Here is a 23,626-nt window from a genome sequence, read left to right as displayed (position 1 = left end):
TCAGGAGGTGGTCGTGCGCGGGACCACGATCATGGGCACCGGCAGTTCGCGCAGCATCTTCGCCGCGGTCGATCCGAGGAACAGGTGGTGGGGCCGCGCGAGGCGGCTCGACGCGACGAGCACGATCTCGCCGTCGTGCCAGTCGAGGGACCGAACCGCCTCCTCGACGGTGGCGGCGGTGGTCGCGCTCGCCGTGGCGTCGAGCGTGCGCGGCAGCTCGCGACGAGCCGCGGCGAGCACCTCGTCGGCGTGCACGGTGCTCGTGAGCTCGGCGAGGCCCTCGTCCATGCCCGCCGGCAGGTCGACGGAGACGAGCGACACGAGCCGCAGCGGCGCGTGCACGGCGGTCGCGAGGGCGACGGATGCCTCGAGCAGCGCGTCGGCGCCGGGCCGCGTGCCGATCGCCGCCGTCACCCGGGTCACGCCGACCGGCACGGGGATCTCGCGGGAGCCCGACGGCGCCAGGGCCACCGGCACATCGGACGAGTGCAGCAGCTCGTTCGCGACCGAGCCGATGCGCGACCGGCCGAACAGCCCGCCCCGGGCGGCGCCCACGACGATGAGGTTCGCGCCGAACTCGTGCGCCGCGGCGATGAGGCCCTCGGCGAACGACTCGGCGTAGCGGATGTGCAGCAGCTGGGCGACGTCGTCATCCTCGTCGTCATCGAGCGACTCGGATGCCTCGGCGAGCCACTCCCGCGACTGCTCCTTGAGGTACCGCTCGTATCCGGGATCGGTCGGCACGGTGCTCGAACGCGCCTCGCTGGGCAGCACCATCACGATGTCGAGCAGCGCTTCGCTCGCGCGGGCGAGCCGGGTCGCGAGGGCGAGCGCGTCGGCGCCCGAGTCGTTCGCGGTGTAGCCGACGACGATGCGCCGGGCAGCGGCATCCGCGGTGCCGCCCGTCGCAGCATCCGTCACCGCAGTCACGACGCGGCGAGGATCTCGGCTGCGACCTCCCGGCCGACGCGGATGGCGCCGTCGACGTGCTGGTAGCCCTTGCCCGCCATGTCGGAGCACGAGAAGTGGATGGGGCCCACCGGCGTGCGCAGGTCGGCGCCGTAGCGCGCGAGGCCGCCCATGTCGAAGCTCGCGGCGTACGCGCCGCGCGTCCACTCCTCGGAGCCCCAGTCGCTCTCGTAGTAGACGACCGGGTGCTTGGCCCGCTCGCCGTAGTAGTGCGACAGCGACTCGAGGATGCGCGCCTTGCGCTCCTCGGCGCTCAGCGAGAAGACGCCGTCGGCCTCCTCGTCGGCGACGAAGCCGACCAGGGTGCCGCGGGGGTCCTCATGGTTCGTGTTGTCGTAGGCCTCGTGCACGAGCTCGTACGGGCTGAAGGCGGTGCCCGAGAGACCCTGCTCCCGCCAGAACGGCGTCTCGTAGACGGCGTGCACCTTGATGACGAAGCCCATCGAGAGGTGCTGGTGCAGCTGCTGCTGCCGGCGGGGCAGCGGCGGCTCGTACGAGATGCGGCTGATGAGGATGGGCGGCACGGCCAGCACGACGTGCTTGGCGTGCACCTCGAGGTCGTCGGTCACGGCCACGACGCCCCGCTCGGGAGCTTCCGGGTGCCAGCGCAGCGTGCGCACCGCCTGCCCGAGGCGCACGGCACCGCCGAGCCGCTCCGCGAGCAGCAGTGGCACCTGCTGCAGGCCGCCGACGACGCGCCGGTCGAGGATGAAGTCGGCGTCGACGAGGTTCGAGAACGAGCCCGCGGAGGCCGCCATGAGCAGTGCCTGCAACGCCGAGAACGCGTGCGCTGGCTTGGTGAGCATGGCGCCGGCGATGAACATGCCGATGTTCTCGCGCGCCTCGAGGTCGTCGGTCTGCGTCTCGAGCCAGCGCGAGAACGAGATCTCGTCCAGGTCCTTCGCCTGCGGGTGCTCCCACGGACGGTCGGGGTCGATCTCGGCGACGAGCGCGTCGAGCTTCTCGATGAGGGTGAGGATCTCCTGCTCGGTCGCCGGCGGCACCGGGAAGATCTCGCCCTCGAACCGCTTCTGCTCGCCGTCGGGGCCGATGTAGATGTTCACGCCCTCGCGGTAGCGCGGGTACGTCTCGAGGCCGAGGTCGTCGAGGGTCTCGATGAGCGCGTCCTGGTCGGGCGAGACCCACTGGCCGCCGATCTCGAGCATCGCGCCGTCGATGTCGTCGGTCCAGAGCCGCCCGCCCGCACGGTCGCGCGCCTCGAGGACGACGACCGTGCGGCCGGCCTCCTTCAGTCGGGTGGCGGCGGTGAGGCCGGATGCCCCGGCGCCCACGATGACGACGTCGCAGTCGATGCGTTCCATGGTTCCTGTCTGACTTTCCTGGGGTGCGTGCTCGGTGAGGCGAGCGGATGCCGCGGCGCGCGGCCGCGGCATCCGCTCGCTGCTCAGCTCACCGGGATGAGCGTGTACTTCGTGTCGAGGTACTCGTGGATGCCCTCGAGGCCGCCCTCGCGGCCGATGCCCGACTGCTTGACGCCGCCGAACGGCGCGGCCGCGTTCGAGACGAGGCCCGTGTTCAGACCCATCATGCCGGTGGCCATGCGCTCGATGAGGCGGTGGCCCCGTGCGAGGTCCTGCGTGAACACGTACGAGACGAGCCCGTACTCGGTGCCGTTCGCCAGGCGCACCGCTTCGTCTTCATCGGAGAACGTCGTGATGCCGAGCACCGGACCGAAGATCTCCTCGCTGAGCAGGCGGCTGCCCGCGGCCACGCCGGCGAGCACGGTCGGAGCGTAGAACGTGCCGTCGCCGTCGATTCGCGTGCCGCCCGTGAGCACGGTCGCGCCCTTCGAGACGGCGTCCTGCACGAGCTCGTCGGTGGAGTCGACGGCCTTCTCGTCGATCAAGGGGCCGATGTTGACGCCGTCCTCGGTGCCGCGGCCGACCTTCATGGCCTTGACCCGGTCGGCGACCCGCTTCGCGAACTCGTCGGCGACCGACTCGTGCACGATGAATCGGTTCGCGGCGGTGCACGCCTGCCCGATGTTGCGGAACTTGGCGATCATCGCTCCGTCGACCGCCTTGTCGAGGTCGGCGTCCTCGAAGATGACGAACGGCGCGTTGCCGCCGAGCTCCATCGACGTGCGGAGGATGCCCTGCGCGGCCTGCTGCATGAGCGTGCGGCCCACCTCGGTCGAGCCCGTGAACGAGAGCTTGCGCAGGCGCGGGTCGGCGATGATCGGGGCGGACACCTTCGACGACGTCGACGTGGGCACCACGTTCACGACGCCCTTCGGCAGGCCGACCTCCTCGAGCAGCTGCACGAACGCGATGGTCGTGAGCGGCGTGAGCGCCGGCGGCTTGATGACCACCGTGCAGCCCGCGGCGAGCGCGGGGGCGATCTTGCGGGTCGCCATCGCCAGCGGGAAGTTCCACGGGGTGATGAAGAACGACGGGCCGACGGGACGCTGCGACACGATCATGCGGCCGGTGCCCTCGGGGTTCAGCCCGTAGCGGCCCGAGATGCGCACGGCCTCCTCGCTGAACCAGCGGAGGAACTCGCCGCCGTAGGCGACCTCGCCGCGCGCCTCGGCGAGCGGCTTGCCCATCTCGAGCGTCATGAGGAGGGCGAAGTCCTCCTTGCGCTCCTGGAGCAGGTCGAACGCCCGGCGCAGCAGCTCGCCGCGCTCCCGGGGCGCAGTCGCGGCCCACGCGTCCTGCGCGGCCACGGCGGCGTCGAGCGCGCGGATGCCGTCGGCCGGCGAGGCATCCGCGATCTCCTTGATCGTCTCGCCCGTCGACGGGTCGGAGACGGCGAGGGTCTTGCCGCCCTCGGCGTCGACCCACTCGCCGCCGATGAACAGGCGGTCGGCGACCCGGTCGAGGACCGTGGTCTCGGCGGTGTGCTGCATGGTGTCGGTCATTGGTGCGATCCGTTTCGTGTCGGTCGGCCGGTTGGGATGGTGCCCGATCAGGGGTAGAGGCCGCGGAGGCGGTGCGCCTCGGCGACGCGCTCGACGGCGAGCGCGGTGGCGGCGGTGCGGAGCGAGAGGTCGCGCGCCTCGGCATAGCCGAGCACGTGCTGCCAGGCGCTGAGCATCCGCTCCTCCAGTCTGGACTCGACCTCGTCGGCGCGCCACCAGTAGGCCTGGTTCGCCTGCACCCACTCGAAGTACGAAACGATCACGCCGCCGGCGTTGGCGAGGATGTCGGGCACGACGAGGATGCCGCGCTCGCGGAGGATGCGGTCGGCCGCCGGGGTCGTGGGGCCATTGGCGCCCTCGACGATCACGCGGGCGAGCACGTCGCCGGCGTTGCCGTCGTGCAGCACGCCCTCGACGGCGGCGGGCACGAGCAGGTCGACGTCCCGGGTGAGCAGGTCGGCGCCGTCGAGCGCGTCGCCGCCGGCGAAGCCGACGACCGAGCCCGTCGCCCGGACGTGCTCGGAGAGCGCCTCGATGTCGAGTCCGCCCGTGTTGAGGATGGCGCCGTACTGGTCGCTCACCGCGGTGACCCGCACGCCGGCCTCGGACAGGAAGCGCGCGGCATCCGCACCCACCTTGCCGAAGCCCTGCACGGCCGCCGTCGAGCGGGCCGGGTCGAGCCCGACGTGACGGAGCGCCGCGAGCGCGATGTGCGTGACGCCGCGGCTGGTCGCACTGGCCCGGCCCTGCGAGCCGCCGAGCGCGATGGGCTTGCCGGTCACGATGCCGGGCACCGTGTAGCCGCTGTTCACCGAGTAGGTGTCCATGATCCAGGCCATGGTCTGCTCGTCGGTGCCGATGTCGGGCGCCGGGATGTCGCGCTCGGGGCCGATGATCGGCAGGATCTCGCTCGTGTAGCGGCGGGTCACGCGCTCGAGCTCGGCCATGGAGTGCTCGCGGGGGTCGATCGCGAGTCCGCCCTTCGCGCCGCCGTAGGGCACATCGAGCAGGGCGCACTTCCAGGTCATCCACATGGCGAGCGCCCGCACCTCGTCGAGGTTCACGTTCGGCGCGTAGCGCAGGCCGCCCTTGGCCGGGCCGCGCGAGAAGTTGTGCTGCACGCGGTGGCCGATGTAGAGCCGGCTCTCACCCGAGTCGAGTCGCAGCGGCACGGCGACCGTGAGCTCACGGCGCGGGGTGGCGAGCATCTGGTGCAGGCCGTTCTCGTAGCCGAGCAGCCCGATCGCCTCGGCGAGCTGGGCCCGCGCGTCGGTGAGCGGGGTCGCGACGTGGTCGACGGTGTGCGCCGAGCCGGGCGCCGCCGCGGCATCCGTTGCGGTCGACATCGTCGTCGCCGCGAGCAGGTCGGTCATGCGTTCTTCAGTCCTTCCGCGACGACCGAGAGGCCGTCGATGAGCAGTTCGTCGGAGATGGTGAGCGGGGGCAGGAAGCGGATGACGTTGCCGTACGTGCCGCAGGTGAGCAGCACGACGCCGTTCGCGTGCGCGTACTTGGCGATCGCGGTGGTGAGCGCCGCGTCGGGCGCGCCGGTGGCGGGGTCGACGAGCTCGATCGCGACCATGGCGCCGCGGCCGCGGACGTCGCCGATGCGGGGGTCGGCGGTGCGCAGGGCGTTGAGGCGGCCGAAGAGCACGGCGCCGATCTCGCGGGCGCGCTCGATGAGGCCGTCCTGCTCGTACGTCTCGATGGTGGCCAGTGCGGCGGCGCAGGCGATCGGGCTGCCGGCGTAGGTGCCGCCGAGGCCGCCGGCCATCGCGGAGTCCATGATCTCGGCACGCCCGGTGACGGCCGAGAGCGGCAGGCCGCCGGCGATGCCCTTGGCCGCGACGACGAGGTCGGGCACGATGCCCTCGTGCTCGCTCGCGAACCAGGCGCCGGTGCGGGCGAAGCCGGTCTGCACCTCGTCGGCGATGAAGACGACGTCGTTCGCGCGGCACCACTCGACGAGCGCGGGGAGGAAGCCCTGCGCGGGCACGATGAAGCCGCCCTCGCCCTGGATGGGCTCGATGATGATCGCGGCGAGGTTCTCGGCGCCGACCTGCTTCTCGATGACCGAGATCGCGCGGGCCGCGGCCTCGGCGCCGGTGAGTCCGCCGTCGCGGAACGGGTAGCTGAGCGGCGCGCGGTAGACCTCGGAGGCGAACGGGCCGAACCCGCTCTTGTACGGGATGTTCTTCGCGGTGAGGCCCATGGTGAGGTTCGTGCGGCCGTGGTAGGCGTGGTCGAACGCGACGACGGCCTGCTTCTTGGTGTAGTGGCGCGCGATCTTCACGGCGTTCTCGACGGCCTCGGCGCCCGAGTTGAAGAGCGCCGAGCGCTTGGCGTGGTCGCCGGGGGTGAGCGCGTTGAGCTTCTCGGCCACGGCGACGTAGCCCTCGTAGGGCGCCACGGTGAAGCACGTGTGCGTGAAGGCGTTGAGCTGGGCGGTCACGGCCTCGACCACGCGGGGGTGGGCATTGCCGACGCCGGTGACGGCGATGCCCGAGCCGAGGTCGATGAGCGAGTTGCCGTCGGCGTCGACGATGACGCCGCCGCCCGCGGCGACGACCGAGACGGGCACGGTGTGGCCCACGCCGGCGGCGACGGCCTCGGCCTTGCGGGCGAGCAGCTCCTGCGAGCGCGGGCCCGGGATGGCGGTGACGAGGCGGCGCTCCTGCGCGAGCGTCGGTCCTCCGGTGACGGTGGCCGTGGTGTCGACGAGGGTCATGGTCTGCTCCGATGCAAGTGACGACGGTGGCGGATGCCCGCAATGCTAGGTCGGCGTCGATGGATGCCGCAGCGCCCGCGTGTACACTCAGGTGCATCTTGTTGGACATCGCGTACAGGCGCCGCGTCGCGGCATCCGTCGCTCGAATCCCCCGCGGAGCACCAGTGCAGCCGACCGTGCAGACCCTGCTCGACCGATCCGAGCTCGCCCTCACGCTGCTCACTCCGGCGGGCGACCTGCCGGCCGGTGCGCTCGACGCCCCGGTGCTGTGGGCGCACACGTCCGACCTCGTCGACCCGACCCCGTTCCTCGACGCGGGGCACATGCTGCTCACGACCGGGACGCAGTTCGAGGCGGGCGGCGCCGGCGCGGGCGCCGTCGACGCGGGCGGCGCCGACGGCGTCGGGCAGGCCGACTTCGCCGAGGCGTACGTGCGGCGCCTGCGCGAGGCCGGCATCGCCGCGCTCGGCTTCGGCGCCGAAGTGGTGCGCGCCGGCACGCCCGAGGTGCTCGTCGAGGCGTGCGCGCGGCAGGGCCTGCCGCTCGTCGAGGTGCCCTACCGGGTGCCGTTCATCGCGATCGCGCGGCTCGTGGCCGACCTGCTCGCCGAGGACGCGTACGCCCGCCAGGCCTGGGCGCTCGCCGCACAGCGCGCCATCTCGCTCGCAGCGCTGCGCCCCGACGGGCTCTCGGCCACGCTCGCCGAGCTGTCGCACCGCCTCGGGGCGTGGGTCGGCCTGGTCGACGCATCGGGGTCGCTCGACCGCGAGGCGCCGTCCGACGGACTGGGACAGCCGGCGCTCGGCGAGGTCGTCGGCGAGGCGCGCTCGATGCTGCGCCGCGGGCAGCGAGCCAGCCGCACCCTGGTCGCGGGCGACGCCGTGGGCGAGCCGCAGCGCCTCACCCTGCAGACCCTGGGCGCAGGCGGCGCCCTGCGCGGGGTGCTCGCCATCGGCGACTCCCCCCAGCTCGACGCGGCGGGCCGCGAGGTGGTCAACGCCGTCATCGCCCTCGCCGGGCTGGCGCTCGAGCAGAACCGCACGCTCGACCGTGCGCGAGGGCACCTGCGAACCGGCCTGCTGCGCGGCATCCTCGCCGGCGACACCGAGCTCGCCGCGCGCGTGGCCGTCGAGATGTGGGGCCCGCTTCCCGCTGCGCCGTTGCGGGTCGCGGTGACGGATGCCGCTGCCGCCCACGTCGATCGCCTCACCGACCTGCTCGAGCTGCGGGTCGAGGAGCGCGGCGGGCGGCTCTTCTTCGGCCGCGACGAGGACACCGTGGTGCTCGTGCTCGAGGAGGCCGACGCCGGCCTCGCCGACGAGCTCGCGACCGAGTTCGGCCTGCCCGTGGGTGTCTCCGACGCGGTCGCCGCCGACGGCACGGCCATGGCGCACGAGCAGGCGCTGCGTGCGCTGGAGCGTGCCCGCGAGACCGGCTCGGGCGTCGTGGCGTTCGACGAGATCAGCCGCCAGGGCGTGCTCGCGTTCCTCGCCCGCACCGACGCGCGAGCGGTCGCGTTCGCCACGCTCGCGCCGCTGACCTCGCACGACGAGGCGAACGGCACCGCCCTCGTCGCCACGATGCGCGCCTGGCTCGAGCACGGCGGCCAGTTCGACGCCACCGCGCAGGCGCTGGGCGTGCACCGGCACACCGTGCGCAGCCGGGTCGCCCTCGCCGAGCGGCTGCTCGGGCGCGACCTCTCGGGGTTCCACGCCCGCGCCGACCTCTGGGCGGCACTGCTCGCCGTCGGCTGAGGGTGTCGGCGCGTCGCGGAGCCCACGACACGCCTCCCCATCCGCCGAGTGGTCGCGAATGGCGCCTTCGGCGGCGCCCGAAGCAGCCGTTCGCGACCACTCGATGCACTTCGGAGCGCGCTGTGCGTGCCGCCGAACCCGAGAGGACGCTTTTGGTGGGTTGGGCGATGCCGGGACCCGCGAATCCTGTCCTCTCGAGGGGGACCGGCTCCACGCGACGGCACGGGGGCGGGAGCGGATGCGTCGGGGGCTGGATGCGGCGGCGGCGGCTGGTCAGCGGGCTGGCGGCGGGGGCAGCTCGTCGAGGTCGTCGGGCCAGGCCAGCTCGCCCGACTCGAGCTCGGCGAGGAGCCCGGCCGTCCAGTCGCGCTCGGCGGCGAGGCGTGCGCGCTCGTACTCCGCCTCGACGAGGAGGATCCGCGGCACGCCGGCCGCCTCGGCCAGGTCGCCGTCGAGCCGGGCGCGCTGCAGGTCGAGCCCGGCGATTCGGGCGCGCAGCGCAGCCAGCGCCTCCTTGCCCCCGAGCACGCCCATGAACGAGAGCGCGGCGTAGAACAGCGTCGCGTCGGGCTCTGGTGTGGCGAGCAGCAACGACACCCGTCGACGCAGCTCGGCGGTGCCCGCCTCGGTCAGCGCGTACCGCACGCGTTCGGGCCGACCCGACGACTGCTCGGTGCCGGCCTGCACGACGAATCCCGCACGTTCGAGCTTGTCGACCGCGTGGTAGAGGCTGCGCGGCAGGCCGACCACGAAGTCCTTGCGGGTGTCGACCATGAACCGGTGCATGTCATAGGTGTGGCGCGGCCCGCGGGTCAGCAGGGCCAGCACCGCGAGCGCAGGCAGGTCGCGGTCGGCGCGCTGCAACTGGGTTCCGGAGGTCACCGGCTCAGTCTACGGCGCAGTCTGCATTAGTGCAGGTTGCACTAATGCAGACTGCATGCCACGATGGAGGCATGAACGAGACCACCGAACCCCTGGGCCCCGCAACGCAGACCGGCCAGACCGGCCGCGACGCGGCATCCGACCGCTCTGCCGTGCTCGCCGCGCTCGACCGCGTGCGCGCCGCCTGGGACGCGGGCGACGCGACCGCCCTCGCCGCAGAGTTCACCGACGACGCGTCCTACGTGATCTTCGTCGGCCTGCACTACCTGGGCCGCGACGCGATCCGCCGTTCCCACCTGCCCGTCTTCGAGAAATGGCAGCGCGGCAGCCGCATGTCGATGCGGGTGCTCGACCTGCGCTTCCCGACGCCCGACGTCGCCGTCGTGCTCACCGAGGGCGGCATCGGCACGCGTGCCCGCATCCCGCACGACAAGGTGCAGACCTTCGTCATGGTGCGCGACGGCGACGTGTGGCGCTGCACCGCGTTCCAGAACACGAAGAAGCAGCGGCTGTTCATGGCGGTCAACCGGCTCGCCGACCGCGGCGACCGCTGATCCAGGCAGCCCGACATCCTGGCGGCACCGCGATTCGCCGGGCGCGACGGGAGGCGAATCACTCGACGGGAGGTCCGCCGAAGGAGTGCCCTCCTCCCGTGGCGCAGATCTCCTCCCCCCGTCGCGGCATCCGCCACCCCTACCCGCCCCGCGGGCCCCGGCGTACGCTGGAACGAGCGCGGGAGGGAGACCCCATGCAAGCGGTCAAGGGCGATCGACTGGTCATCCACGGCAAGCAGGTCGGGCAGGCCGACCGGCACGGCCAGGTGCTCGAGGTGCGCGGTGCCGACGGCGGCCCGCCCTACCTCGTGCGGTTCGACGACGGGCACGAGACGCTGCTCTACCCGGGCGCCGACTGCGTCCTCGAGCAGGAGCACCAGGCGCACTGATCCGGCCTGGCATCCACCCCCACGGCGGGTGGATGCCGCGGTGCCGCGCGCTACCGTTGAACCCATGTTCCACTCCTATGCGGCCATCGGCGACAGCTTCACCGAGGGCGTCGGCGACGAGCTTCCCGACGGATCGGTGCGCGGCTGGGCCGACTTCGTGGCGATGGGCCTCGCGCTCGCGGCGCAGGAGCCGATCGGCTACGCCAACCTCGCGATCCGCGGGCGCAAGCTCGGGCCGATCGTCGACGAGCAGCTCGAGGCGGCGATCACCCTCCGCCCCGAGGTGATCAGCTTCAACGGCGGCGGCAACGACATGCTCCGCCCGCGCATGCCCGAGGAGCGGGTCGCCGGCCGATTCCGCCAGGCCGTGCACCGCATCCGCGACGAGGGCATCCACGTGCTCATGCTGAGCGGCGCGAACCCCACCGAGCACCTGCCGCTCGGCAAGGTGTTCGACGCCCGTGGCGTGCGCCTCACGGCCGCGCTCCAGGACCTCGCCGAGCTGCCCGGCGTGACCTTCGTCGACAACTTCAACGATCGCGGGCTGCGCGACATCCGCTACTGGTCGGCCGACAAGCTGCACCTCAACTCGCTCGGGCACGCGCGCGTGGCGAGCAACGTGCTCACGGCGATCGGTGTTCCCGTCCCCGAGGAGTGGGGCGTCGCCGAGGTCGCGGCCGCCCCGCCCGGCGCCCGCAGCCGCAACACGGCCGCGTACTACCGCGAGTTCGTGCTGCCGTGGATCGGTCGGCGACTGACCGGCCGCTCGTCGGGTGACGGTCGCACCGCGAAGCGCGCCACGCTCGAGCCGCTGACCCCGGATGCCGCGCGCTGACGCGCGCCACCGGCATCCGTCGCCCGACCTGGCACCCGAGTCATCCGTCGCCGTGACCGGCCCTACGCGGTGCTGAGCACGTCGGCCACGAACGCGCGGGTGCGACGGGCGAGCCCCTCGATGCGCTCGAGCTCCTGCACGCTCGGCAGCACCTCCGAGGGCGCGGCCGGACGCCCGAGCCGCACGGTCTCCTGGCACGCGAGGTCGCTGCACATGTAGGTGCCGACGCTGTCGCCCCGCTCCCCCGCGGCACCCGCCCGGCGCGCCGAGAACATCACGACCTGGTCGGCGGGCTGCTGCGTGTGGCAGAGGTTGCAGATCGCGGCGCGGTGGTGCGAGCCGTTCGCGACGGCGACCCGCAGCACGATGCCGCGCGCCGCCCCGTCGAGCTCCGTGACGAGGTAACCGCGGGCCGCGATGCGAGGGTCACGCCACGCGAACGCGTCGAGGTGCGCCCATTCCGTGAGCACGAAGTCGTGCGGCAGCGAGAGCTGCGCCAGCTCCGCGTCGCTCGCATTGCCGAACGACTCGCGGATGTCGCTCTCGACCAGCGCCTGCATGCGTCCCCTCCCGTGCGTGACCTCCAGTCTACGAACGGGCGCTCAGCGTTCCACCGTCCACTCCAGGTCGATGGACTCGGGCCCCCACGTCATGACGACCACGTCGCCCGGGCCGATGCGCCTCGGCCGCGCCCCGTCGCGGATGTCGTCGGCGACGATGCGACGGCTCAGCCCGTGCTCGGCGAACCCGTCGACCGAGGTGCAGCTCGTCATCCACGAGAAGAAGAACTGGCGCCGCACGAGCAGGCAGACCCGGTCGTCGTCGCGGAACGCCCAGAAGTCGTGGCCGAACGCTCTCCCGAGGGTGCGCAGGCTGGCCGCCTCCGACGGCTGGAGCTCGGCGGCGGTGGCGATCTCGTCGGTGCGCCCGCGTTCCTCGGGGGTCTGCGCGCGCTCGAAGACGGCGAGGCCGCGCGGCGGCGACAGCGCCTCGCGGGCGGGCGCGAGCACGGCGAGCACGATCGCGACGAGCGCGAGGATCCCGACGGCGGCCGCGATCGCGCGGCCCCTGCCGAGGGGTCGGCGACCGGATGCCGCGACGGGGGCCGGAGGTCCGGATCCGTCGCTCGGGCCGTCGGCCGACGGATCGGCGGACGGGTGCCCGGCGTCGGCTGGCGCGGCGTCCGCCGGCCCGAGCCGCTCGGCGAGTTCCGCTTCCACCGCGGCGAGCTCGGCCGCCGCATCGCCGGGCGCCCCCTCGGGCGTGCCGTAGACGAGCCGCAGCAGTTCCTCGTGGCGGCGCTCCAGCCGGTCGCCCACATGCGGTTCCATGGGTGTCGACATCGATCCCATGCGCCCAGTGTGCGCCTCTTCCGCCGCAGACGGAATGGGGTCGCGGACGCGTGCCGTGGCGGCGCACGGCGCCGCGGGTCACGACGCCCCGGGGCACGGCGCAGCGCGCCGACGCACAGGGCACGCGCAGCGCGCCGACGCGCTGGTCAGCCGATGACGGGCAGCGGTCGGTCGTCGACCCGCGGACACCACCCGGCGGGCGTGCGCTCGTACGCGTGCGCGGGTCCGTCGGCCACGAGCCCGGCCAGCGCCGAGAGGAACCGGTCGACGTCGTCGGCCGAGGATCCGGCCCCGAGGCTCGCGCGCAACCCGTTCGCCCGCGACGCGACGCGGTCGAAGAACGGGTGCGCGCAGAAGCGCCCGGCGCGCACCGAGATGCCGTGCTCCGCGGCGAGCGCGGCGGCGATGAGTCCGACCGATCCGCGCTCGAGCTCGATCGTGGCGATCCCGAGCCGGTCGTCGGCGTCGTCGAAGCCGCGGATGACCCGGATGCCCGGGATGGCCGCGAGCCCCTCGTGCAGCCGTGCAGTGAGCGCCGCCTCGTGCTCACGGCGAGCGGCGTCGCCCAGCCGGTCGAGTTCGTCGAGCGCGCGGGCGAGCGCCGCGATGCCGATCACGTTGGGAGTGCCGGCCTCGTGCCGGTCGGCGCCGGTCTTCCACTCGACATCGTCGAGGCGCACGGCTTCGACGGCCCCGCCGCCCGCGAGGTGCGCGGGCGCGGCGTCCAGCCAGTCGGCGCGCCCGACGAGCGCGCCCGCTCCGAACGGCGCGTAGGCCTTGTGCCCCGAGAAGGCGAGGTAGTCGATGCCGGATGCCGCGAGGTCGACGCGCCGGTGCGGCAGCAGCTGCGCGGCATCCACGGCCAGGCGCGCCCCGTGCTCGTGGGCGAGCGCGGCCAGCTCGGCGATCGGCAGCACCTCGCCGGTGACGTTCGAGGCGCCGGTCACGGAGACGAGCGCGGCGGGCGACGCGGCGAGCTCGTCGCGGAGCGCGTCGATGGTCTCGGCGATCGTCGACCGGCCGACGACGACGCGGCGCGACCGCCAGGGCAGCAGGTTGGCGTGGTGCTCGAGGTCGAGCACCACGGTGTCGCCGGGCACGGCCGACGCGAGCAGGTTGAGCGCATCGGTCGTGTTGCGCGTGAAGATCACGAGGTCGTCGTCGCGGGCGCCGACATGGCGCGCCACCGTGACGCGAGCACCCTCGACGAGGGCCGTGCTCGCCTGCGACGCGTACCCGCTGCCCCGATGCACGCTCGAGTAGTAGGGGATGACTCGGGCCACGTGCTGCACCACCGCATCAAGGGCGGGCGCGGATGCCGCGACGTCGAGGTTCACGTGCCGCACCGTGCCGCCGCCGAGCACAGGCACCCGGAGGTCGGCGTCGGCGAGGGCCGCGAGTGATGCGGGGCCGGATGACGCAGGGCCGGTCGCCGCGGCATCCGCTCGCTCGCCCGCGACAGCGCGCACGCGCGTCGGCGAGGTGCGCAGGTCGGTGGCGATCACGGGGACTCCTCGGATGGGTTGGCGTCGAACCTACGGCCGACCGCCGAACGCCTCAACCATCGCCGTCGCACGGTGTCACGTCGCGCAACATCGGGTAACGGAGCTCAGCGCAGCAGCCGCTCCTCCAGCCGTGCCCGATCGGCCGTGTGCACGTTGGCGGGGCGCTCGAGGCCGAGGTGGTCGCGGAGCGTCTCGCCCTCGTACTCGAGCGGGAAGACCCCGAGCCGCTGGAGCTCGGGCACCACGCCGAGCGCGAACGCCTCGAACTGGGCGGGCTGCACGGCCGAGAGCACGTTGAATCCGTCGACGGCGCCCGAGTCGCCCCACGCGGCGAACTCGGCGGCGATCTCGGCGGCGGTGCCGACGACGATCGACGCGTTGACGGATGCCGCGACGACGAGGTGCCGCAGGGTCGGCGGCCGGTCGCCCGACGGGGCCCGGCCGGTGCGCTCGGCGACGATCTCGACGAGCAGCTGGCCCGCGTCGGAGAACGAGGACGCGAGCGTCGGCGTCACCGCACGGTCGGGCGAGAGGCCGGTCAGGTCGACGCCGACGAGGGTCGAGAGCTGCGCGAGCGAGCGAGCGGCTGGGAACGCAGGCGGCGCGCCACCCGGCCAGTCCTCGGCGATCTGCACGAGCTCGCTCAACTCGTCGGCGATGGCCTGTGCGTGCTCGCGGGTCTCGCCGATGATCGGCAGCACCGGGGCGATGACCTTCAGCGTGCGGTCGTCGCGGCCCGACTCGAACGCCAGCGAGCGCAGCTCCTCGCGCACCGCGATCGCCTGGTCGTGGCCCGACACGGCGACGAGCGCGAGGTCGGCGTGCTGCGCCGCGAAGAGCTTCGAGCTCGGCGAGAGGCCCGCGTGCAGGACGGGCAGGTGCCCCTGCACGGGACGCACCGCGTTCAGCGGCCCGGCGACGCGGAGGTGCTCGCCGTGGAAGGCCGTGGCGTGCAGGCGGTCGGGGTCGAGGAACACGCCCGACGCGGCATCCGCCACGATCGCGTCGTCGTCGAACGAGTCCCAGAGCCGGCGCAGCACCTCCTGGAACTCCACTGCGCGGTCGTACCGAACGGTGCTGGCGTGCGTGAAGTCGACGCCGTGGTTCGCCGCCGAGCGGGCGTCGGACCCGGTGACGAGGTTGAGCGCCGCGCGCCCGCCCGAGAGCAGGTCGGCCGAGGCGCTCGCCCGTGCGACCGTGAAGGGATCCGCGTAGGTGGTGTTCACCGTGGCCACGAGCCCGATGCGCTCGGTCACGCCGGCGAGGTAGGTGATGGCGCTCAGCGGATCCACACGGGCGACGAGGTGCGGGTCGCGGTACTCGAGGTCGTGCCCGGTGGCGAGCCAGTCGCCGAAGAACAGGAAGTCCAGGCGCGCCCGCTCGGCCACCTCGGCGGCGCGGCGCAGCACGGCCGCGTCGCCGCGCGGGTCCCGATGCGCCCCCGGATACCGCCAGCCCGACGGGTACGCGCCGATCGCCCGCACCATGGCGCCGATGATGAGTCTCGTCATGCGTCCACCTCCCGGATGCGACGTTAGGCAGGCCGCGCGGATGCCGCGAGGGGTGCCGTCACACGGCGGAACGGGGTGCCACACGCCGCAACCCGGCGTCATCGGGGGTCATCGGATGCCGCGAGCGGGCGGGATGCCGCTGGCGGGCGTGATGCCGCGGGGGGCCACGCGGCATCCGTCACGCGGCATGCAGGACGCGGCATCCGCTCAGATGCTCGCCCGCTGCTCGACGAGCGGGCACATGAACGGATCGCGCTCGCCGAGCCCGACGCGGTTGATGTAGCGCAGCACGATCGCGTAGGACTGCCAGAGCCCGGTCTGCGTGTAGGGCACGCCGTGCTCGCGGCAGTACGCGGCGATCATGGGCGCGGCCCGGCGCAGGTGGGGCCGTGCCATCGACGGGAAGAGGTGGTGCTCGATCTGGTAGTTGAGCCCGCCCATCATGAAGTCGAGGAACGGGGTGCCTCGGATGTCGCGGCTCATGAGCACCTGGCGGCGCAGGAAGTCGAGCCGCAGGGCCTTCGGCACGAGCGGCATGCCCTTGTGGTTCGGCGCGAACGAGGCACCCATGTAGAGGCCGAAGAGCCCGAGCTGCACGGCGAGGAACACGGCCGCGATGCCGGGCGAGAGCACGAGGAAGACGAGCGCGAGGAACCCGACGAGCCGCACCGCGAGCACCGCGATCTCGGCGGGGCGGTGTGCGAGATGCTCGCGCATGACGACGCGATGCACGCTCGACGCGTGCAGCGAGAGCCCCTCGAGCAGGAGGATCGGGAAGAAGAAGGCGCCCTGATGCGCCATCACCCAGCGCATGAACGGCGACCGGTGCCGTCCGGCCTGCTCGGGCGTGAACGCGACCACCGGCAGGTCGATGTCGGGGTCGACGCCGAGCTGGTTCGGGTTCGCGTGATGCCGGGTGTGCTTGTGCTGCCACCAGCCGTAGCTCATGCCGACGAACCCGCCGAGCACGAGGCTGGTCCAGTCGTTCCACCGGCCCGAGCGGAAGATCTGCCGGTGCGCGGCGTCGTGCCCGAGGAACGCGGTCTGCGTGAACAGGAACGCGAACCACACGGCCATGAAGACCTGCCACCACGAGTCGCCGATCCGGATGAACGCGACGACGGTGGCCGCGAAGAGCACCGGCACGAGCGCGAGCTTCGTCCAGTAATAGCCGTAGCGGCGCCGCATGAGGCCCGCCTCACGCACCTGACGGGCGAGTTCGGTGAAGTCGCTGGCTGGTGCCGTGTGCGTGGTCATGGCGACTCGCTCTCGAGGTCGCCGCACGCGGGGTCCCGGCACGCGGAATGGTTCATTCGAGGCTACGCCTGCGGCGGGGCATCCGCCATCCGTCAAGCCGTGGGATCCCGCGCCCGCACTCGATAGAATCGTTTCGATCCCCGCGCGAATTCCTGCGCGATCCCCCGACCCCTGGAGGCCACCCTTCCGTGACGAGTTCCCACCGCGATCGACCTGCCGACCCGCACCAGCACGACGGGCATGCGTTCGCCAGGAAGGAACCGTCGGCAGCGCCGCCGATGCGGCTCTCGGATGCCTCGGAGCTGGTGCTGGTGGCGTCGGCCCCGCGCACCGCGCGGTTCGATCGTGACGACCTCGTCGTGCGCAAGGGCCAGTACGCGCTGCGCAACGGCCACGCGACCCCGCAGGAGTCGATGGTGGAGGACCTGCTCGCCGTGCGCGACGCGCTCGACGAGGCGGGCATCTCGTACCTGCTCGTACGCGGCAACGACGACCGCCTCGTGCTCGCCGTCGATCGGGCCGACCGCAAGGCCGTGGCGAACGCCTTCGCCGAGGCCTTCGGGAACGAGCCGTTCTACGCGGCGACCCTCGCGCCCGAGCGGGCCGCCGACTCGCACCCCGTGCTCCTCGCCGACGGACGACTGTCGGGCCACCGCAAGGCCACCGTGCTGCGCCTCTACCGCCCCCGCGTCGAGCCCGTCGGACGCCTGCGCTACGGCAGCGAGACCGCCGTGCAGCTGGAGTTCTGGCGGTTCGGCGAGGACACGATCGAGGCGCCCGTCGAGAACGCGCTGATGCGCCGCACGCTGCCGCGCTCCGAGGCGATCGACGACACGGTGCACCTGCACGGCCGCGACTGGCCGACCCTCGAGCACATGTTCGCGCCGCTCGCGAGCGACGTCGACTTCGACATCGACATGGTGTTCTCGTGGGTCGACGGCTCCAGCGACGAGTTCGTGCGCGAGCGCGCCAAGCGCATGCAGAGCTACGTGGTCGGCGAGGGCGACGACTCCGAGGCCCGCTACCGGCAGATCGACGAGCTGAAGTACGCGCTGCGGTCGGTCTACCTGTTCGCGCCCTGGGTGCGGCGCATCTTCATCGCGACCGACTCCCCGGCGCCGGCGTGGCTGGCGAAGCATCCGAAGGTCACCATCGTGCGCAGCGAGGAGATGTTCGCCGACACGTCAGTGCTGCCCACGCACAACTCGCACGCCGTCGAGAGCCAGCTGCACCACATCGACGGCCTCGCCGAGCACTTCCTCTACTCGAACGACGACATGTTCTTCGGCCGGGCGGTGAGCCCCTCGCTGTTCTTCTCCCCCGGCGGCATCACGAAGTTCGTCGAGGCGTCGACGCGCATCGGCCTCGGCGACACGCACCCGGGTCGCAGCGGGTTCGAGAACGCCGCGCGCGTGAACCGGGCGCTCCTGCGCGAGCGGTACGGGAAGGTCACGACGCGCCACCTCGAGCACTGCGCGGCGCCGCTCCGCAAGAGCGTGATGGCCGACCTCGAGGCGGCGTTCCCCGAGGAGTTCCGCCGCACGGCCGCGAGCCGCTTCCGCTCGGCGACCGACATCTCGGTGACGAACTCGCTGTACCACTACTACGCGCTGCTCACGGGCCGCGCCGTGGTGCAGACCGACGCCAAGGTGAAGTACGTCGAGACGACGCTGCGCAAGGCGCTGCCCGCCATGAAGCAGCTGCTGAAGCGCCGCGACCACGACATGTTCTGCCTCAACGACGGCAGCTTCCCCGAGATCTCGGTCGAGCAGCGCACGGCGGCGGTCATCGAGTTCCTCGACCGCTACTTCCCGTTCCCGGCACCGTGGGAGAAGGCGACGGATGCCGCGGCCGACCTGCCTGCGGCGGCGGCTGCTGCTGGCGCCGGCACCCCCGACCTCACGGCGTAGCCGCAGGCGCGGCCTCGCGGGCGGCGGCTGCCGTCAGGCGAGCACCGGGATCGGCATGGTGAACGGGGGCTCCTTCGGCACACGCGGCGTCGCGGCATCCGCGATGCTGATGCCCGACTCGCCGAGGCGGCGCGCGCTCTCGTCGGCGGGGATGAAGTCGAGCGCCGGGAACGAGCCGAGCGGCACGACCGAGTGCAGCACGGTCGAGGGATACACGTGCACGAGGTTGAACGCGCGGGCGCCGTCGCGACCGCGGGTGCCACCGACGGGCACGTTGAGGTCCTGGGTGTAGCAGCTCGCCGACGCGACCGACACGGGCACGCCCGCGAACGTCGCCGTCGACGAGTAGTGCAGGTGCCCGGCGATGATCGAGCGGATGTCGCTGCCGTCGACGACCTCGGCGAGGCCCGACTGGTCGCGCAGCTCCACCGACACCGCGAGGTCGAGCACGCTCGGCACCGGCGGGTGATGCATGGCGAGGATCGTGCCGTGCGGCGCGGGGATCGAGAGCTCCTCGGCGAGCCAGTCGAGCTGGCCGGGCGTCACTTCGCCGTGGTGGTGGCCTGGCACCGTGGAGTCGAGGGTGATGACGCGCAGCCCGTTCACATCGTCGACGCGGTCGACCGGGCGGGACCCGCCGAGCCGCTCGCCGAGCAGGCCGCGGCGGAACGCCCCGCGGTCGTCGTGGTTGCCCATGACCCAGATGACCTGCGCGCTCAGCCGCTCGGCCACGGGGTCGACGATCTGGCGGATGCGGTCGTAGGCGTCGGCCTCGCCGCGGTCGGCCAGGTCGCCCGTGAAGACGATCGCCTCTGGCCGGGCACCGGATGCCTCGAACTCGTCGAACAGCGTCCGCAGGTGCTGTTCGCTCGACACCCGGTCGTAGAGCTTGCCGCCACCAGCGAGCAGGTGCGTGTCGCTGATGTGGAGCAGGAAGTGATCCGGCCTGGGGTACTCGGCCGTTCGAATGGTCACTGGGGGTTCCCATCGGTTCGGTGGTGGCGCGCGGCGGTGGGCGTCGCGCTCAACCTAGCCGACCATGCGAATCTGAACGCTGAATGAATCCGGAATGTGACGAACCCGAACGCACCGACACGGATTCCGGCGAACCGCGTCACGATCCGGCATGCGTGGCGTCTCTCTGGTGAGGGAGGTCGATCATGGCGTGGTGGGGGCGGACGAAGTCGGCGGAGTTCGTCGAGCACGTGGAGTTCGTTCGGCTCGAGCTCTCGGTGATCGCGGTGCCATGCGCCTGCCCCAGGGATCACGACCACCCGCGGCCGACGTCGGTGGTGCTGCACGACGCGCACGCGCTGGCGGCCTGACCGCCGGTCCGCCCCTGAACCTGCACGCCCGCCCGCGACTCACGACGGCCCGGCCGACCTGGCCAACGCCGCCGCCGCCCCGGCGCCCTCGCGCCAGACGGGACCGTGACCGGGCAGGAGCACGGATGCGCGGGTCTCTGCGAGCGCCGTCAGCGAGGCCAGCGCCTGCTCGCTGTCGGCTGTCGCAGCGCCTGACACGATCTGCGGTCCGTCACCGCCCGTGTACGGGTTGAAGGTGACGAGCGCGTCGCCGCTCAACACCGCGTCCGATTCGGGCAGGTGCAGCGCGCAGTGCCCGAACGTGTGTCCGGGCGTGAACACCACCCGCGGACGCCCCGGCACGTCGAGCACCTCGTCCGCGGCGAGGAATGTCAGCCCCGACACCCCCTTCACCCGCAGTGCGCCGGCGCGCACCATCGCGAAGAGCGGCGGCACCGCCCGAGGGTGCGCGATCGGGTAGGCGGCCCGCGGATTCTCGTGCGCGTAGCGGTAGGGATGCGCCGCGAGGTACTCCTCCTCGGGGTGGGCGATGATCGGCACGCCCCACTCCTGCTGCGCGCGCAGGGCGAAGCCGAGGTGGTCGAAGTGCGCGTGGGTGAGCACGCACGCTCGCACGTCACGAGGCTCGCGGCCGAGGGCGCGGATGGCGTGTCCGATGACCGGCCAGGTCGCCGGGTGCGCCGTGTCGACGATCGTGAGCGCGCCGCCCTGCTCGAGGAGGTAGCAGTTCACGTAGGCGTGCTCGAGGCGATGCACCCCGGGGACCACGTTGCAGGTGAACCGGGGTCTCCGGCTGAGTCGCGACGGGGCGGATGCCTCGTGTCCCGGCGCTCGCGCCTCGCGCCGTTCGTCGGTGATGTGTCGATCCTGCACGGCAGCCGCCTTCCGTCGGACCACCGCCTCCCAGGGTGCATCCACGTTCGGCCATGCCGGAACGCCGGACAACCCCCTTGACCCGGCCGGGGGACGGATGCGCCGACACGCGGACTCAGCGCCGGGGCGCGGCATCCGCGGTTCGTCGCTCGACCCGCTCGGCCAGTCGCACGAGCTCGCGCGCCACCGCGTCGGGCGCCGTGCGGGGCACCACGTGGCGCCTCCCGGGCACGCTCACGGCCTCGGCGTGTCCGCCGCTCGCGGCCGCAAGGAGTTCGCACCACGCTTCGCGGGCGATGGGGTCGCGTTCGCCGCGGATCACGACGGTGTCCGCGACGCACTCCGCGATGCGCTCGAGCATCGGGTACCGCATCATCGCCCCGAGCTCCTTCAGGTACCACCGGATGCCGCCGCGGAAGTAGTCGCGCAGCACCAGTGCGTTCACGGAAGGCGGTTCGCCCAGGGTGTCCCTGGCGAGGTCGAGCGCCTGCTGGCGCACGGTGCCCCGCGCCGGATCGACCACCGGCCCGATGAGCGCGATGCCGAGCACGTCCCGCGGCCGGATCCTCGCGAGCTCGACGGTGAACTGCGTGCCCATGGAGTGCCCGGCCACGATCGCCGGCCACGCGCCCCGCCGACCGAGGACCTCGGCGAGGTCGCGCCCGTACTCCTCCACGCTGAGCCCGTGTCGCGGCGCGGGGTTGGGCCCGAAGCCCGCGAGGTCGATGTTCAGCACCCGCCGGGTCGCGGGCATCGTCTCCTGCACCTTCGCGAGCGATCGGTGCGTCATGCCGATGCCGTGCAGCAGCACCGTCGTGACGTCGCCGGCGCGGGCGATGCCCGTCTCGTGCGCTCGATAGCGGTGCGCACCCACGACGACTTCGCTCACGGTCTCCATGCGCGGGAACCTATCGGCTGGGCGGCGCGTGCGCAGCCCCTTGCGCTGCTCGGGATTCCCGGGTGCCGGGTCAGCCGCCGGGCTTGTCGGGCTTCTTCGTCTGACCCGGGGCGGTGTCGCGACCGTTGCCGTCGGGCGCGGTCGTCGGTTCGGGCTCGGGCGACGGCGCGCTGTCGGTCGGCGTGGCGTCGGCGGCGTCGGGGTCCGCGGTCTCGGGGAGCGGCGGCAGCGTGGTCGGCGCGCCGGGCGACGGCAGGATCGGGCCGAACGTGCTGGGCTCCTCGCGCTCGGTGGAGGTCGGCCGCACGGTGTTCACCGCCGGGGCGGCGTCGTCGGCCTGGTGCGGCGGCGCGGTGGACTGCAGCACGGCGATGGTTCCCCCGAGCATCGCCACCGTCGCGAACGTGGCGGCGACCACGAACACGGGCAGCCGCCGCTTGGAGACCCAGGCGACCGCCGTGGCGCGACGCGGCTCGAGCCACGCGGCAGCCCGCGCGAACCCCGTTCGGAGGCCGGCCGTGAGGCCGCCGACCGCCGGCGTCGAGTCGGCCGGTGCGGCGTGGCGTCCCCGGCGTCGCCCGGACCGGCCCGCGGACTCGTCGTGCTCGGACATCGCCGTCGTCACCTCCGCCTGCTCGCTCCGCCGGCACCCCCGAATGGGGCGCACGATCCGTATCGAGGATAGGCGGTGTGAGGATGCCTCGCACACACGGGCAGGGATGCACCGTGCGTCGGCGACGCCCTGCGGCATCCGCCGACCGACCCACGCGCAACCCCCTTGCCTCACCGAAGGGCGGATGGTTTCGTGGCCGGCCTGGGTGCGCGACCGATCACGAGGAGCAGGAACCCATGAAGGCCATGGTGTACCGCGGACCGTACAAGGTGCGCGTCGAGGAGAAGGACATCCCCAGGATCGAGCATCCGAACGATGCGATCGTGCGCGTGCGACTCGCGGCGATCTGCGGATCCGACCTGCACCTGTACCACGGCATGATGCCCGACACCAGGGTGGGCCACACGTTCGGGCACGAGTTCGTGGGCGAAGTCGTCGAGGTCGGGTCATCCGTCGAGCGGCTCACGGTGGGCGATCGGGTGATGGTGCCCTTCAACATCTACTGCGGGTCGTGCTACTTCTGTTCGCGCGGCCTCTACTCGAACTGCCACAACGTCAACCCGAACGCGACCGCGGTGGGCGGCATCTACGGCTACTCGCACACCTGCGGCGGCTACGACGGCGCGCAGTCCGAGTACGTGCGCGTGCCGTTCGCCGACGTCGGCCCCGGCGTGATCCCCGACTGGCTCGACGAGGAGGACGCGCTGCTCATGACCGACGCCCTGTCGACGGGGTACTTCGGCGCGCAGCTCGGCGACATCGAGGAGGGCGACACCGTCGTGGTCTTCGGCGCGGGCCCCGTCGGCCTCTTCGCGGCGAAGTCGTCGTGGCTCATGGGGGCCGGGCGCGTGATCGTGGTCGACCACCTCGAGTACCGGCTCGCGAAGGCCCGTGACTTCGCGGACGCCGAGACGGTGAACTTCGCCGAGGTCGACGACGTGGTCGTGCACCTGAAGAAGCTCACCGATGGCCTGGGCGCGGATGTCGGGATCGACGCCGTGGGCGCGGAGGCCGACGGCAACTTCACCCAGCACGTCACGTCGGCCAAGCTCAAGCTCCAGGGCGGCTCCCCCATCGCGCTCAACTGGGCGATCGACTCCGTGCGCAAGGGCGCCACCGTCTCGGTCATGGGCGCCTACGGACCCATGTTCAGCGCCGTGAAGTTCGGCGATGCCATGAACAAGGGGCTCACGCTCCGGATGAACCAGTGCCCCGTCAAACGGCAGTGGCCACGGCTGCTCGAGCACATCCGCAACGGCTACCTGAAGCCGAGCGACATCGTCACCCACCGCATCCCACTCGAGCACATCGCCGAGAGGTACCACATGTTCTCGGCCAAGCTCGATGACTGCATCAAGCCGATCATCGTGCCGAGCGCCGCCTGAGG

General features: G+C 72.6%; 22 protein-coding genes. 7 read left to right on the top strand and 15 right to left on the bottom strand.

The window, feature by feature from the left end; all coding sequences use genetic code 11:
- The 5 genes from AC1DZA_RS16130 to gabT all read right to left on the bottom strand — a co-directional run bounded on the left by AC1DZA_RS16130 (position 1) and on the right by gabT (position 6,581).
- Positions 1-930, bottom strand: coding sequence for a universal stress protein (locus tag AC1DZA_RS16130; protein ID WP_476773514.1), 930 nt, complete (start codon positions 928-930; stop codon positions 1-3).
- Positions 927-2,291, bottom strand: coding sequence for a flavin monoamine oxidase family protein (locus AC1DZA_RS16125; protein WP_476773513.1), 1,365 nt, complete (start codon positions 2,289-2,291; stop codon positions 927-929). Before AC1DZA_RS16125 ends, AC1DZA_RS16130 begins: the two co-directional genes overlap by 4 nt.
- Before the next feature lie 83 nt (positions 2,292-2,374).
- A complete protein-coding gene (locus tag AC1DZA_RS16120) occupies positions 2,375-3,853 on the bottom strand; it encodes an NAD-dependent succinate-semialdehyde dehydrogenase (RefSeq protein ID WP_476773512.1) in 1,479 nt (492 codons plus the stop codon).
- Between the two features lie 47 nt (positions 3,854-3,900).
- On the bottom strand, positions 3,901-5,226 hold the full coding sequence (locus AC1DZA_RS16115; RefSeq protein ID WP_476773511.1) for a Glu/Leu/Phe/Val family dehydrogenase: 1,326 nt from the start codon (positions 5,224-5,226) through the stop codon (positions 3,901-3,903).
- Positions 5,223-6,581 carry a 4-aminobutyrate--2-oxoglutarate transaminase gene (gene gabT, locus AC1DZA_RS16110; protein WP_476773510.1) on the bottom strand — a complete coding sequence of 453 codons (1,359 nt, stop codon included), beginning with the start codon at positions 6,579-6,581 and terminating at the stop codon, positions 5,223-5,225. The genes AC1DZA_RS16115 and gabT overlap by 4 nt, the downstream gene beginning before the upstream one ends.
- 164 nt (positions 6,582-6,745) lie before the next feature.
- On the opposite strand from gabT, the gene AC1DZA_RS16105 reads away from it, so the two are divergent.
- Positions 6,746-8,335: a PucR family transcriptional regulator gene (locus AC1DZA_RS16105; protein WP_476773509.1), complete on the top strand. Its 1,590-nt coding sequence runs from the start codon at positions 6,746-6,748 to the stop codon at positions 8,333-8,335.
- A gap of 273 nt (positions 8,336-8,608) precedes the next feature.
- Here the strand turns inward: AC1DZA_RS16105 and AC1DZA_RS16100 are convergent, their stop codons facing one another.
- A complete protein-coding gene (locus tag AC1DZA_RS16100) occupies positions 8,609-9,217 on the bottom strand; it encodes a PadR family transcriptional regulator (RefSeq protein ID WP_476773508.1) in 609 nt (202 codons plus the stop codon).
- A gap of 71 nt (positions 9,218-9,288) precedes the next feature.
- Between AC1DZA_RS16100 and AC1DZA_RS16095 the strand changes: the two genes are divergently transcribed.
- The 3 genes from AC1DZA_RS16095 to AC1DZA_RS16085 all read left to right on the top strand — a co-directional run bounded on the left by AC1DZA_RS16095 (position 9,289) and on the right by AC1DZA_RS16085 (position 10,995).
- Complete coding sequence (locus tag AC1DZA_RS16095; RefSeq protein ID WP_476773507.1) at positions 9,289-9,771, top strand: SgcJ/EcaC family oxidoreductase; 483 nt, start codon at positions 9,289-9,291, stop codon at positions 9,769-9,771.
- A gap of 194 nt (positions 9,772-9,965) precedes the next feature.
- Complete coding sequence (locus tag AC1DZA_RS16090) at positions 9,966-10,160, top strand: DUF1918 domain-containing protein (protein ID WP_476773506.1); 195 nt, start codon at positions 9,966-9,968, stop codon at positions 10,158-10,160.
- Between the two features lie 64 nt (positions 10,161-10,224).
- Positions 10,225-10,995: an SGNH/GDSL hydrolase family protein gene (locus tag AC1DZA_RS16085; RefSeq protein ID WP_476763261.1), complete on the top strand. Its 771-nt coding sequence runs from the start codon at positions 10,225-10,227 to the stop codon at positions 10,993-10,995.
- 62 nt (positions 10,996-11,057) lie between these two features.
- On the opposite strand, the gene AC1DZA_RS16080 is transcribed toward AC1DZA_RS16085, so the two are convergent.
- The 5 genes from AC1DZA_RS16080 to AC1DZA_RS16060 all read right to left on the bottom strand — a co-directional run bounded on the left by AC1DZA_RS16080 (position 11,058) and on the right by AC1DZA_RS16060 (position 16,620).
- Entirely contained in the window at positions 11,058-11,555 is a 498-nt protein-coding gene (locus tag AC1DZA_RS16080) for an FBP domain-containing protein (RefSeq protein ID WP_476773505.1), read from the bottom strand.
- A gap of 42 nt (positions 11,556-11,597) precedes the next feature.
- Entirely contained in the window at positions 11,598-12,347 is a 750-nt protein-coding gene (locus AC1DZA_RS16075) for a hypothetical protein (protein WP_476773504.1), read from the bottom strand.
- Positions 12,348-12,493: 146 nt separating this feature from the next.
- Positions 12,494-13,852 (bottom strand): aminotransferase class V-fold PLP-dependent enzyme, encoded by a 1,359-nt coding sequence (locus AC1DZA_RS16070; protein ID WP_476773503.1) that lies wholly within the window; start codon positions 13,850-13,852, stop codon positions 12,494-12,496.
- Between the two features lie 104 nt (positions 13,853-13,956).
- Positions 13,957-15,363: an NtaA/DmoA family FMN-dependent monooxygenase gene (locus AC1DZA_RS16065; protein WP_476773502.1), complete on the bottom strand. Its 1,407-nt coding sequence runs from the start codon at positions 15,361-15,363 to the stop codon at positions 13,957-13,959.
- 207 nt (positions 15,364-15,570) lie between these two features.
- A complete protein-coding gene (locus AC1DZA_RS16060) occupies positions 15,571-16,620 on the bottom strand; it encodes a fatty acid desaturase family protein (RefSeq protein WP_476773501.1) in 1,050 nt (349 codons plus the stop codon).
- A 278-nt stretch (positions 16,621-16,898) separates the two neighbouring features.
- On the opposite strand from AC1DZA_RS16060, the gene AC1DZA_RS16055 reads away from it, so the two are divergent.
- Complete coding sequence (locus AC1DZA_RS16055; protein WP_476773540.1) at positions 16,899-18,530, top strand: stealth family protein; 1,632 nt, start codon at positions 16,899-16,901, stop codon at positions 18,528-18,530.
- Positions 18,531-18,563: 33 nt separating this feature from the next.
- Here AC1DZA_RS16055 and AC1DZA_RS16050 read toward each other — a convergent pair whose 3' ends face one another.
- Positions 18,564-19,505: a phosphodiesterase gene (locus AC1DZA_RS16050; RefSeq protein ID WP_476773500.1), complete on the bottom strand. Its 942-nt coding sequence runs from the start codon at positions 19,503-19,505 to the stop codon at positions 18,564-18,566.
- A 185-nt stretch (positions 19,506-19,690) separates the two neighbouring features.
- Here AC1DZA_RS16050 and AC1DZA_RS16045 point away from each other — a divergent pair, with 185 nt between their 5' ends.
- A complete protein-coding gene (locus tag AC1DZA_RS16045; protein ID WP_476762621.1) occupies positions 19,691-19,855 on the top strand; it encodes a hypothetical protein in 165 nt (54 codons plus the stop codon).
- Positions 19,856-19,894: 39 nt separating this feature from the next.
- Here the strand turns inward: AC1DZA_RS16045 and AC1DZA_RS16040 are convergent, their stop codons facing one another.
- The 3 genes from AC1DZA_RS16040 to AC1DZA_RS16030 all read right to left on the bottom strand — a co-directional run bounded on the left by AC1DZA_RS16040 (position 19,895) and on the right by AC1DZA_RS16030 (position 22,251).
- Positions 19,895-20,728, bottom strand: coding sequence for an MBL fold metallo-hydrolase (locus tag AC1DZA_RS16040; RefSeq protein ID WP_476773499.1), 834 nt, complete (start codon positions 20,726-20,728; stop codon positions 19,895-19,897).
- A gap of 115 nt (positions 20,729-20,843) precedes the next feature.
- Complete coding sequence (locus tag AC1DZA_RS16035) at positions 20,844-21,626, bottom strand: alpha/beta fold hydrolase (protein ID WP_476773498.1); 783 nt, start codon at positions 21,624-21,626, stop codon at positions 20,844-20,846.
- A gap of 70 nt (positions 21,627-21,696) precedes the next feature.
- A complete protein-coding gene (locus AC1DZA_RS16030) occupies positions 21,697-22,251 on the bottom strand; it encodes a hypothetical protein (RefSeq protein WP_476773497.1) in 555 nt (184 codons plus the stop codon).
- Positions 22,252-22,475: 224 nt separating this feature from the next.
- Between AC1DZA_RS16030 and AC1DZA_RS16025 the strand changes: the two genes are divergently transcribed.
- A complete protein-coding gene (locus tag AC1DZA_RS16025; RefSeq protein WP_476773496.1) occupies positions 22,476-23,624 on the top strand; it encodes a zinc-dependent alcohol dehydrogenase in 1,149 nt (382 codons plus the stop codon).
- Positions 23,625-23,626: the final 2 nt, after the last annotated feature.

Source organism: Agromyces sp. P2_B3, from assembly GCF_056404815.1.
This window is presented reverse-complemented; position numbering and strand designations above follow the sequence as displayed.

What these genes read in the sequence shown, in the direction of transcription:
- AC1DZA_RS16125 (WP_476773513.1), bottom strand. Translation starts at nt 2,291, where the DNA reads ATGGAACGCATCGACTGCGACGTCGTCATCGTGGGCGCCGGGGCATCC.
- AC1DZA_RS16120 (WP_476773512.1), bottom strand. Translation starts at nt 3,853, where the DNA reads ATGACCGACACCATGCAGCACACCGCCGAGACCACGGTCCTCGACCGG.
- AC1DZA_RS16115 (WP_476773511.1), bottom strand. Translation starts at nt 5,226, where the DNA reads ATGACCGACCTGCTCGCGGCGACGACGATGTCGACCGCAACGGATGCC.
- gabT (WP_476773510.1), bottom strand. Translation starts at nt 6,581, where the DNA reads ATGACCCTCGTCGACACCACGGCCACCGTCACCGGAGGACCGACGCTC.
- AC1DZA_RS16095 (WP_476773507.1), top strand. Translation starts at nt 9,289, where the DNA reads ATGAACGAGACCACCGAACCCCTGGGCCCCGCAACGCAGACCGGCCAG.
- AC1DZA_RS16090 (WP_476773506.1), top strand. Translation starts at nt 9,966, where the DNA reads ATGCAAGCGGTCAAGGGCGATCGACTGGTCATCCACGGCAAGCAGGTC.
- AC1DZA_RS16085 (WP_476763261.1), top strand. Translation starts at nt 10,225, where the DNA reads ATGTTCCACTCCTATGCGGCCATCGGCGACAGCTTCACCGAGGGCGTC.
- AC1DZA_RS16080 (WP_476773505.1), bottom strand. Translation starts at nt 11,555, where the DNA reads ATGCAGGCGCTGGTCGAGAGCGACATCCGCGAGTCGTTCGGCAATGCG.
- AC1DZA_RS16075 (WP_476773504.1), bottom strand. Translation starts at nt 12,347, where the DNA reads ATGGGATCGATGTCGACACCCATGGAACCGCATGTGGGCGACCGGCTG.
- AC1DZA_RS16065 (WP_476773502.1), bottom strand. Translation starts at nt 15,363, where the DNA reads ATGACGAGACTCATCATCGGCGCCATGGTGCGGGCGATCGGCGCGTAC.
- AC1DZA_RS16060 (WP_476773501.1), bottom strand. Translation starts at nt 16,620, where the DNA reads ATGACCACGCACACGGCACCAGCCAGCGACTTCACCGAACTCGCCCGT.
- AC1DZA_RS16055 (WP_476773540.1), top strand. Translation starts at nt 16,899, where the DNA reads ATGCGGCTCTCGGATGCCTCGGAGCTGGTGCTGGTGGCGTCGGCCCCG.
- AC1DZA_RS16045 (WP_476762621.1), top strand. Translation starts at nt 19,691, where the DNA reads ATGGCGTGGTGGGGGCGGACGAAGTCGGCGGAGTTCGTCGAGCACGTG.
- AC1DZA_RS16035 (WP_476773498.1), bottom strand. Translation starts at nt 21,626, where the DNA reads ATGGAGACCGTGAGCGAAGTCGTCGTGGGTGCGCACCGCTATCGAGCG.
- AC1DZA_RS16025 (WP_476773496.1), top strand. Translation starts at nt 22,476, where the DNA reads ATGAAGGCCATGGTGTACCGCGGACCGTACAAGGTGCGCGTCGAGGAG.